Source organism: Mesorhizobium sp. P3_A9 (genome assembly GCF_056402975.1).
The window spans coordinates 1-8,796 of record NZ_JBFUGJ010000252.1; the positions used below are offsets into that span (position 1 = coordinate 1).

Sequence of the window (8,796 nt, forward strand, 5' to 3'; positions counted from 1 at the left end):
GTCGACATCAATGCCTCGGCCTTCGGCCTGTACTTCGTCAGCCCGTCACCGGAACGGGCGCGGCTGGTCCCGTGTTTCGATTCCGACTATCCCGGCATTGCCGTGGCGACGAAGTTCATATCCGGCGCCAATGGCGAGGAGATCGTGCGCCACACCCACAACTCGACGGAGCCACGCTGGTGGACGGATGACGGCGTCGCCGCGATGGCCGAGACGTTCGGCAACCTCGCCTGGACCGCGCAAATGGCGCCGCTGGCACCCGGCACCAGCGGCATCGCCTTTCCCGTCCACGCCGATCGCGGCCAATGCGGCCTTGTCGTCTTCCTGGGATCGGAGATCGCGCTGCCGCAGGACGCGCTCTACGAAATCCACGCTCGCTGCTTTTCGCTGTTCGCCGCAGTAGCGCGTATCCGTCCGAGTGATGCCGGCAGGATGCGCGCCATCTCCAAGCGCGAACTCGAATGCCTGAAGCTGACCGCCAACGGCAACACCAGCGAGGAGATCGCGCGGCTGCTGAAGCTGTCGGTGCACACGGCCAACCAGTATCTCACCCAGTCGACGCAGAAGCTCAACGCCGTCAACCGCAACCAGGCAGTCGCCAAGGCGCTGCGGCTTGGTCTGATCGAGTAATGAAACGATGAGCCGCTCAGGCCTTAGAGCAATTCCAGGAAAAGTGTGAGCGGTTTTCCGTCAGGAATTGCGTCAAAACAAAGAGTTAGAGCGGTTCGCCGTTTCCATGAAACGGTGAAACGCTCTAGAAGGCCAGCGGCTCGACCTTTCGTATCCGCGCCTGGTCGATCACCGCTTCCAGCAGCGCCGTATTGTGCTCGGGGTCCTCGCCGGGCTTTTCGAACGACACGTAGTTGACCGCGACCGAGTTGCCGGCATCGCTCAGCGTCAGCTGGAAATAGACGGTCACACCGGGTGGCCTGAGTTCCAGGTCGAGCACGATGCGCGGGCTGCCGCTCCAGTCGACATGCGCCTCGCCGCCATGGCCGAGCCTGAGCGTGCCCGGCATAAAGAACAGCTCCACCGCTGAATCGACCAGATCCGACAGGCAGGCGAAATGCTCCAGCCGGATGAAGGCGATGTAATCGGCGACATCGATCAGCCTCAGTTCGCCGACCACTTGCTCGATGGCGCTGGCGACGATGATCTCGCGGGATTTTGCGTGCGGTTGGCGGTTCATGAAATCTGTCTGCGCTCAGCCTTTTTCGAGTAGACGATCCGCACCAGTTCGGCGACGGCCTGGTAGAATTGCGACGGGATCACATTATCGACCGAAACTTGCTTGTACATGGAGCGGGCGAGCGCCACGTCCTCGAAGATCGGAATGTTGTGCTCCTTGGCGATCTCGCGGATTTTCAACGCCACCAGATCCTGCCCCTTGGCCACCACCAGCGGCGCCGAATCCTCGTCGCGCACATATTTGAGCGCGATCGAGAAGTGGGTCGGGTTGGCGATGATCAGCGTCGCGCGCGGCACCGCCGTCATCATCCGCTTGCGCGCGCGATCGCGCGCCAGCGAGCGCAGCCGCGACTTGACGATCGGGTCGCCCTCGGACTGCTTGAACTCGTCCTTCACCTCCTGCTTGCTCATGCGCAGGTCCTGCTTCCAGTGGAAGCGCGACCAGACGATGTCGATCGCCGCGATCAGTCCCATGACGAAGACGATCGCCACCAGTATGTCGACCGCGATGCCGCGGATGACGAGGCCGAAAGCGACGGGATTGGTGATCATGCCGGCAAGCAGCTTGCGGTGATCCTCCGACAGCGTGAAGGTGAGCACGGTGATGGCGAAGCCGACCTTTGCCAGGGATTTCAGGAACTCGACCCAGCCCTGGGCGCCGAACATCCGGGTCCAGCCCTTGGTGATCGAAATGCGCGAAAGCTGCGGCCTGATCCGCTCGCCGACGAATTGCGGCATGTTCTGGAGCACCGAGGCGCCGATGCCGGCAACGGTTAAAAGCACCAGCAGGCTGACGAGGGCACGGCCCACTTCCAGCATGACGAGCTTGTAGAGCGCGATGACATCGGTCTCGGTGTCCATCGGCCAGGCTTCSGGCTTCTCGAGAAACGTCGACAGGAACACGCCGAGGTCGATGACGGCGTCCTTGGCATAGAAGACGGTGAACACCAGTATGGCGACAAAGGAGGCGAGGAGAGCGGTTTCCCTCGAATGGGGCAGCTTGCCCTGTTCGATGGTGTCGCGGATTTTCTTTTCCGTCGCCTCTTCGGTTTTCGAGTCCTTGTCGGTGGCGTCGGACATGCCTTAGGCGGCGTCCTGCGTCGCGGGAAGTTCGAACGCGCCTTCGCGCGACAGCCGGATCGTCGTCGACACGATCGTCTTGCGCGCCGTCATGATGTCGGCGAGAGGAACACCTTCCGACCCCTGGCCGAGTTCGGCTTCGATCATGCGCCGCGACCGTGCGCCGATCGCCGACAGCACGGATTCGGCGAGCGCCGCCGAGGTGCCGCGCAGCGCCAGCGTGACAAGCTCGGTCGACAGCCCATCGAACAAGAGCACGCGCGCCTTCTGGGTGAGCAGCGGCAGGTCGTCGAAAGCAAACAGCCGGGCGCGCACACCGTCGAGGTCTGGCGTGCCGGCGGCTTCCAAATCCTGCATGACCTCTTCAAGCAGCGGCTTGTCCAATTCGTTGAGCACGCTGGCGACGCGCGCCTGTCCCGCCGAAGTGTCCTTGGTCGACGTCTCCGCCAGCACGCTGGTCCGCAACCGGTTCTCGACGATCCTGGCAGCGGCATCCGGAACATTGGCCATCGTCACCATGCGCTTGATGATTTCGCCGCGCATCGGCTTGGTCAGCGTCAAAAGCACGCCCGCCGCCGTCTGCGGCGCCAGCTTCGACAGCACCATGGCCGCCGTTTGCGGATGTTCGCCGGCCAGGAAGGTGCCAAGCCGTGCCGGTTCGAGCTTCTCGAGCTCCGGCCAGATGGGCGGCGGCCCTTCCGGCGCGACCTCGAATTTCTTGTCGCCCATGATCGCGCTCATCTCTTCGGGCGAGAGCGATTCGTTGAGGATCGTGTCCATCCTGTCGGCGGAATCGAGCAGGCCGGCGCCTTCGGTGAACTCGGCTTCGAATTCGGCGACGATGCGCTCGAGATCACTCTGCGGAATGGTCCTGAGCAGCCGGGCGCCCTCGATCAGCGCCTTCAGCTCTTCCTGCTTGAAGAATTTCAAGAGGCGGCTGGCGGACGGCTTGCCCATCGCCACCAATATGGCGGCTGCCTTCTGCGCGCGCGTCAAGGTCGCCAGCGGCGTCATGCTGCCTCTCGCCTCCGCTGCAACCGGCAAGCCCCACCAGACATGTCTAGGCGCCCTTCGTGCCGGCGATGATTTCGGTCAGCCTGATGCCGAAGCGCGAGGGGTCGCTTTCGAGCACCGTGATCTCGCCGCGCGCGATCTTGCGGCCGTTGACCACGACGTCGACCGGCTCGCCGATGCGGCGGTTGAGCGCCACCGTCGAGCCCTTCTGCAATGCCATCAGGTCGGCAACCGCCATCTCGGTGCTGCCGAGGATGATCTGGACATCGACGGGGATGTTCATGATGACGTTCGAATTGGCGCCGGCCGCGGCCCTGAACGCCGCGTCGGGGCGCTGCTCTTCCTCATGCAGGACCCCGCGCAATTCCTCGATGGCGCGGTCGAGCTGTTCGTCCGGCTGGTCGAGCTCTGCTTCCACTTTGGTCTTGGCCATGAATCGTCTCCAAAAGCTCAGGCGCGCCCGGCACCGGCCGGCATGAGCCCATCGATGAAATCCTGCCCGGCATCGAAAGGATGCTTGATTCGGACGGTGTAATTCTGCCCCAGTTTGCCGAACTCGCATACGAACAGCGTTTGGCCGCGCGCACTGAGCCGAGCCCTTGATTGCGCCGTCTCCTCGAAGTCGATGACCTGGCCCACTTCGAGACTGGCGAGGTCACCAAGCGTCAGCCGCGCCAACGGCATGGTGGCTTCGAGCGCCACGGTCGAGCGCATCACTTCTTCCGAAAAGCGCTCCCGCCAGCTCGCGCCGTGGTCATCTCCACCGGCGTTCGCGGCGCCGTCGCGGCTGGCCAGCACGACACGCTGCGGCATCGTCACCGTGACCGTGCCGCTGTCGGCTGGCGTCGAGATGCCAAGAACGATGCGCAGTGCCGCGCCATCTCGCAAAACGTGCCGTTTGGCTTCGGTGCCCGACATCGCGCGCGGTATGGGCAGACGCAGGTCGAGCGAGCGCCGCCCCGATCCGTTCAGTGCCTGCGCGACCTGCTGAAACAGCATGGTCGAGACATCAACCTCGATCTGCGACAGATCGCGCTCGATCGGCGATGCCGGCGTCTCCGGGTCGCCGCCGAACAGCGTAGACACCATGATCGCTATTGCCGGCGCATCGATCACCAAGGTCATCGCATCGGAAGACGTGGAGGATGCCACGATAGTCATGGCAAACGTATCGCCGGCATGCGAGCGCGCCTCCGCGACGCGGCTGACCTCGACCGCCCTGAGATCGACGGTGACCGGAACGCCAAGCTCGCTGGTCAGGCTCTTTTGCAACAGCGGCGCGGCGCGCTCGGCCATGGCCCGACCGGTACCGATGACCTGCGCGGCCTCGCCACTGTCGCCGACCAGACGCTCGATGATCAACGAGCGCGCTTGCGCTGGGCTGCCCGGACTGGTCATGGCCTTGTCGGCACCGATCTGTCGTGCATCGCTCAAGCGGCCTTCTTCTCGGCGCTGCTGGTGTTCATCGTGCTCTGCTCGACMGCGTCGATGGTCGGCCGYTCATASGAMGARATGGTCTTGCGGCCGAAYTCGATCGCCACCTGCGGCAGCGCGCCGTTCATGTAGGCSAGCAGCGTYTGCTTGACGATGATGTAGAGGCGGTTCTTCTTCTCGCGCACCGTCTTGATCTTGGTGGCGACRGGCCCGACCACSGCATAGGACAGGAAGATGCCGAGGAAGGTGCCGACCAGTGCGGCGCCGATCAGGCCGCCGAGGATCTCCGGCGACTGGTCGAGAGCGCCCATCGCCTTGACCACGCCAAGCACGGCAGCGACGATGCCGAGCGCCGGCAGGCCGTCGCCAACCGCGACCAGCGCATGATAGGCCTTCATCTTGTCGCTCTTGATGGTCTGGATCTCCTCATCCATCAGCGCCTCGATCTCGTGCGAGCGGGCATTGCCGATGATGATGATGCGGCAGTAATCGCAGATGAAATTCATCAGGTCGTGATTCTTGAGCACCGTCGGAAAGGCCTGGAAGATGGCTGATTCTTCGGGATTGTCGATATGCGCCTCGACCTCGCTGCGCGATTTCGAGCGCAGTTCGCGCATCAGGCTGTGCAGCACGCCAAGCGTTTCCAGATAATCCTGTTCCTTCGGCACCGCCTGCTTGAAGGCTTCAAGAATGCCCCTGCCGGTATCCTTGACCGTCTTCATTGGGTTGGCGACGAGGAAGGTGCCGAGGGCAGCGCCGCAGATGACCACGGCTTCCCAGGGCTGGACCAGCACGTGCAGATGCCCGCCCATGGCCATGAAGCCGCCAAGGACGCAGCCGAGCGTCACCACAAGTCCAATCAGAATGCCCACGGCAGGTCCTTCCGCATTTCACGTCAGCTACAAGGGATAGTCCCCGTGCCTTGTGTGAGGCTTGAATCCGGGCCGCCATGGAAGCGAATGTTGGCGATTCAGTTTCGCGCAAGGAAGTGAGGTTATTGTCGCGATATTAAGCTTCGGCCGGAGGCATGACGTTGCTCAGTACCTTTACCAGCTACCAATTGATCACCAAAGATATCTCGAAGTCGATCGACCGCATCGAGCAACAGCCGACGGTCGATCGCGATACGCAATATTATCTCGCCAACATCACCAAGGTGAAATCGATCGACGATTTCGTCAACAACGACCGGCTGTTCAAGTATGCCATGAAGGCCTTCGGGCTGGAGGACATGGACTACGCCAAGGCCTTCATGGTCAAGGCGCTCAAGGAAGGCGTCACCGACTCCAACAGTTTCGCCAACAAGCTGACCGACAAGCGCTATGCCGCGTTCGTCAGCGCCTTCAATTTCGCCGCCAATGGCGCTGACGCGACCATCTACAACACGGCCCAGCAGTTGGTGACGAAGAACTACGCCACGCAGGCGCAGATTGCCGGCCTCGACCCGAACTCCGACTATGTAAAGGGCGAGACGACCTACTACCTCGCCAACATCACCAAGGTGAAGTCCGTCGACGACCTGATGTCGAACAGCCGGCTCTACACCTATGCCCTGGCCGCATACGGTCTCGACTCGGCGACCGAGGACAAGGACCTGATCAAGCAGGTCCTGCAAAGTAAGGTGAGCGACCCTGACAGCGTCGCCAACAAGCAGACGAACCCAGCTTACGCGGGATTGGCTTTGGCCTTCAATTTCGAAGCCAATGGCGAGAACGCCACCACCATCAATCCTGCGCAGCAGCCGACCGTCGACAAGTACCTGCGCCAGACCCTCGAGGAGGATGCCGGCAAGACCAATGAAGGTGTGCGGCTGGCGCTCTATTTCCAGCGCAAGGCGCCCGACATCACCAGCTGGTACGACGTGCTGGCCGACACGGCCCTTGCAAGCGTCGTGCGCACCGCACTGGGCCTGCCCGATTCCTTCGCCACCGCCGACATCGACAAGCAGGCGCAGCTGTTCGAGCAAAAGCTCGATCTCACGGATTTCACCGATCCCGCGAAACTCACCAAGTTCCTGACCCGCTTCACCAGCATGTACGAGATCAACAATCCGACCTCGACCGCGGTGTCGTCCATCAGCGTGCTCTTCGCCAAGCCAGTCACGTCGGGCATCTCCACCGACCTGATGATGGCCATGCAGAAACTGAAGTTCTGATCATGCAGGATAGTCTCTACGTCGCCCTTTCCGCGCAGATGGCGCTCGAGCGCCGGCTCGACACGATCGCCGACAATGTCGCCAACGCCAACACCGTCGGCTTTCGCGCCACCGGCGTGAAATTCGAGGACGTGGTGTCTGGCACCGGGCAGAAATCGGTGTCCTTCGCCTCGTCCGGCAAGACCTATCTCTCCGGCGCCCATGGTTCCCTGAGCGAGACCGGCAACCCGTTCGATTTCGCCATCCAGGGCGACGCCTGGTTCGCCATCGACACGCCGGCCGGCACCGTCATGACCCGCGACGGCCGCTTCTCGATGAACGAGAATGGCGAGTTGATGTCGCTCGAAGGCCATCCGGTGCTCGACGCCGGCGGCGCACCGATCCAGCTCGACCCCCGCAACGGCCCGCCCAAGGCCGGCGCCGACGGCTCGCTGCGCCAGAACGACCAGCTTGTCGGCTCGATCGGTCTCTACAATTTCGATCCCGGCCAGAATTTCGTGCGCTACGGCAATTCCGGCATCGTGCCTTCGCGCACGCCTGAGCCGGTCACCGATCGCTCCGATGTCGGCATCGCCCAGGGTTTCGTCGAGGAATCCAACGTCAATCCGGTGATGGAGATGACGCGGCTGATCATGGTCCAGCGCGCCTTCGAGAACACCGCTGCCCTGATGCGGCAGACGGATTCCTCCACCGACGAGGCGATCAAGACGCTCGGCTCGAAGTCGTAGCATGTCGCTTGACCGGTCTTCCATCCGCGCACCCGAAATCCAGCTCCAGCCTGCGCCGGAGGACCGGTTGGCCGCGTTGGAACGGGTTGTCAGGCGCTTCAGCAACACCGATGGGCTGGTCAAGCGTGGCGGACTCGTCACCGAAGTCACGCCGACGCATTACAAGGTGCGCGGACTTTCCGATTTCGCCAGGCTGGGCGATATGGTCGAACAGCGCGGCCAGACCGGCGCGCGCCGCGGCGAGATCGTCAAGATCAGCCGCGACGAGGTCGTCGTCGCTCCCTTCGAGCGCAGCGCCGATGCCGGCATCGGCGACGCCGTATTCCGCAGGGGACCGCTCGCGGTGGCGCCGCACGGCTCATGGCGGGGCCGCACCATCGACGCGCTCACCCGGGCGATCGATGGCGGCCCGCCGCTGATCAGGGGCGACGACCTGTCGGGCAGTTCCACGACACCCGGTGCCATGGCCCGGCAGCGCGTCGGCACCGCCTTCATGACCGGCGTCAGGGTCATCGACATCTTCACGCCGCTGTGCTTCGGCCAGCGCATGGGCGTCTTTGCCGGTTCGGGCGTCGGCAAGTCGACGCTGCTCGCCATGCTCGCCAGCGCCGACGCGTTCGACACCGTCGTCGTGGCGCTGATCGGCGAGCGCGGCCGCGAAGTCCGCGAATTCCTCGAGGACACGATAGGCGACAGCATGGCCAAGACCGTGGCCGTCGTTGCCACCAGCGACGAGAGCGCCATGATGCGCCGGCGCGCACCCGACACCGCCATGCGCGTCGCCGAGCACTTTCGCGACCAGGGCCACCGTGTGCTTCTGGTGCTGGATTCGATCACCCGCTTCGCCCATGCCTTGCGTGAGGTGGCGACGGGAACCGGCGAGCCGCCGGTCGCGCGCGGCTATCCCGCCTCGGTGTTCACCGAACTGCCCAAGCTGCTCGAGCGCGCCGGGCCGGGGGCTGAAGGCAAGGGCTCGATCACCGCCATCATTTCCGTGCTGGTCGACGGCGACGACCACAACGATCCGGTCGCCGATTCTGTGCGCGGCATCCTCGACGGCCATGTCGTACTCGACCGCGCGATCGCCGAACAGGGCCGCTATCCGCCGGTTAATCCGCTGTCGTCCATATCGCGCCTGGCCGGCAAGGCCTGGAGCGTCGAACAGCGCGCTTTGGTGACGCGGCTGAAGTCGATGAT

Annotated in this window: 10 protein-coding genes; 4 read left to right on the plus strand and 6 right to left on the minus strand. The window is 63.5% G+C overall.

Annotation, left to right across the window (positions count from 1 at the left end; genetic code table 11):
* A partial coding sequence (locus AC1DX0_RS25760) for a helix-turn-helix transcriptional regulator (RefSeq protein WP_477357296.1) occupies positions 1-630 on the plus strand: 630 nt, incomplete at its 5' end.
* Between the two features lie 124 nt (positions 631-754).
* Here AC1DX0_RS25760 and AC1DX0_RS25765 read toward each other — a convergent pair.
* From AC1DX0_RS25765 to motA, 6 genes are read right to left on the minus strand one after another with little or no spacing between them, the layout of a single operon-like run.
* The gene (locus AC1DX0_RS25765; protein ID WP_477219926.1) at positions 755-1,189 is read right to left on the minus strand and encodes a hypothetical protein; all 435 of its coding nucleotides are present in this window, start codon (positions 1,187-1,189) and stop codon (positions 755-757) included.
* Positions 1,186-2,268 carry a flagellar biosynthesis protein FlhB gene (gene flhB / locus AC1DX0_RS25770; protein ID WP_477219927.1) on the minus strand — a complete coding sequence of 361 codons (1,083 nt, stop codon included), beginning with the start codon at positions 2,266-2,268 and terminating at the stop codon, positions 1,186-1,188. The genes AC1DX0_RS25765 and flhB overlap by 4 nt, the downstream gene beginning before the upstream one ends.
* Positions 2,269-2,271: 3 nt before the next feature.
* Entirely contained in the window at positions 2,272-3,282 is a 1,011-nt protein-coding gene (locus AC1DX0_RS25775) for a flagellar motor switch protein FliG (RefSeq protein ID WP_477219928.1), read from the minus strand.
* A 46-nt stretch (positions 3,283-3,328) separates the two neighbouring features.
* Positions 3,329-3,715 carry a flagellar motor switch protein FliN gene (gene fliN, locus AC1DX0_RS25780; RefSeq protein WP_019860938.1) on the minus strand — a complete coding sequence of 129 codons (387 nt, stop codon included), beginning with the start codon at positions 3,713-3,715 and terminating at the stop codon, positions 3,329-3,331.
* A 17-nt stretch (positions 3,716-3,732) separates the two neighbouring features.
* A complete protein-coding gene (locus tag AC1DX0_RS25785) occupies positions 3,733-4,680 on the minus strand; it encodes a FliM/FliN family flagellar motor switch protein (RefSeq protein WP_477220286.1) in 948 nt (315 codons plus the stop codon).
* A gap of 32 nt (positions 4,681-4,712) precedes the next feature.
* Positions 4,713-5,588 (minus strand): flagellar motor stator protein MotA, encoded by an 876-nt coding sequence (gene motA / locus AC1DX0_RS25790; protein ID WP_477219929.1) that lies wholly within the window; start codon positions 5,586-5,588, stop codon positions 4,713-4,715.
* A gap of 161 nt (positions 5,589-5,749) precedes the next feature.
* Here motA and AC1DX0_RS25795 point away from each other — a divergent pair, with 161 nt between their 5' ends.
* From AC1DX0_RS25795 to fliI, 3 genes are all read left to right on the plus strand, one after another.
* Positions 5,750-6,871, plus strand: a complete 1,122-nt coding sequence (locus AC1DX0_RS25795; RefSeq protein ID WP_477220287.1) for a DUF1217 domain-containing protein — start codon at positions 5,750-5,752, stop codon at positions 6,869-6,871.
* Positions 6,872-6,873: 2 nt separating this feature from the next.
* Positions 6,874-7,599, plus strand: coding sequence for a flagellar basal-body rod protein FlgF (gene flgF / locus AC1DX0_RS25800; RefSeq protein WP_475457896.1), 726 nt, complete (start codon positions 6,874-6,876; stop codon positions 7,597-7,599).
* Position 7,600: 1 nt separating this feature from the next.
* Positions 7,601-8,796, plus strand: a 1,196-nt coding sequence (fliI, locus tag AC1DX0_RS25805; protein WP_477357298.1) for a flagellum-specific ATP synthase FliI, incomplete at its 3' end; no start/stop codon positions are given.

Coding starts and splice junctions, on each gene's coding strand:
- AC1DX0_RS25785 (WP_477220286.1), bottom strand. CDS start 4,680: ATGACCAGTCCGGGCAGCCCAGCGCAAGCGCGCTCGTTGATCATCGAG.
- AC1DX0_RS25775 (WP_477219928.1), bottom strand. CDS start 3,282: ATGACGCCGCTGGCGACCTTGACGCGCGCGCAGAAGGCAGCCGCCATA.
- AC1DX0_RS25765 (WP_477219926.1), bottom strand. CDS start 1,189: ATGAACCGCCAACCGCACGCAAAATCCCGCGAGATCATCGTCGCCAGC.
- fliN (WP_019860938.1), bottom strand. CDS start 3,715: ATGGCCAAGACCAAAGTGGAAGCAGAGCTCGACCAGCCGGACGAACAG.
- flgF (WP_475457896.1), top strand. CDS start 6,874: ATGCAGGATAGTCTCTACGTCGCCCTTTCCGCGCAGATGGCGCTCGAG.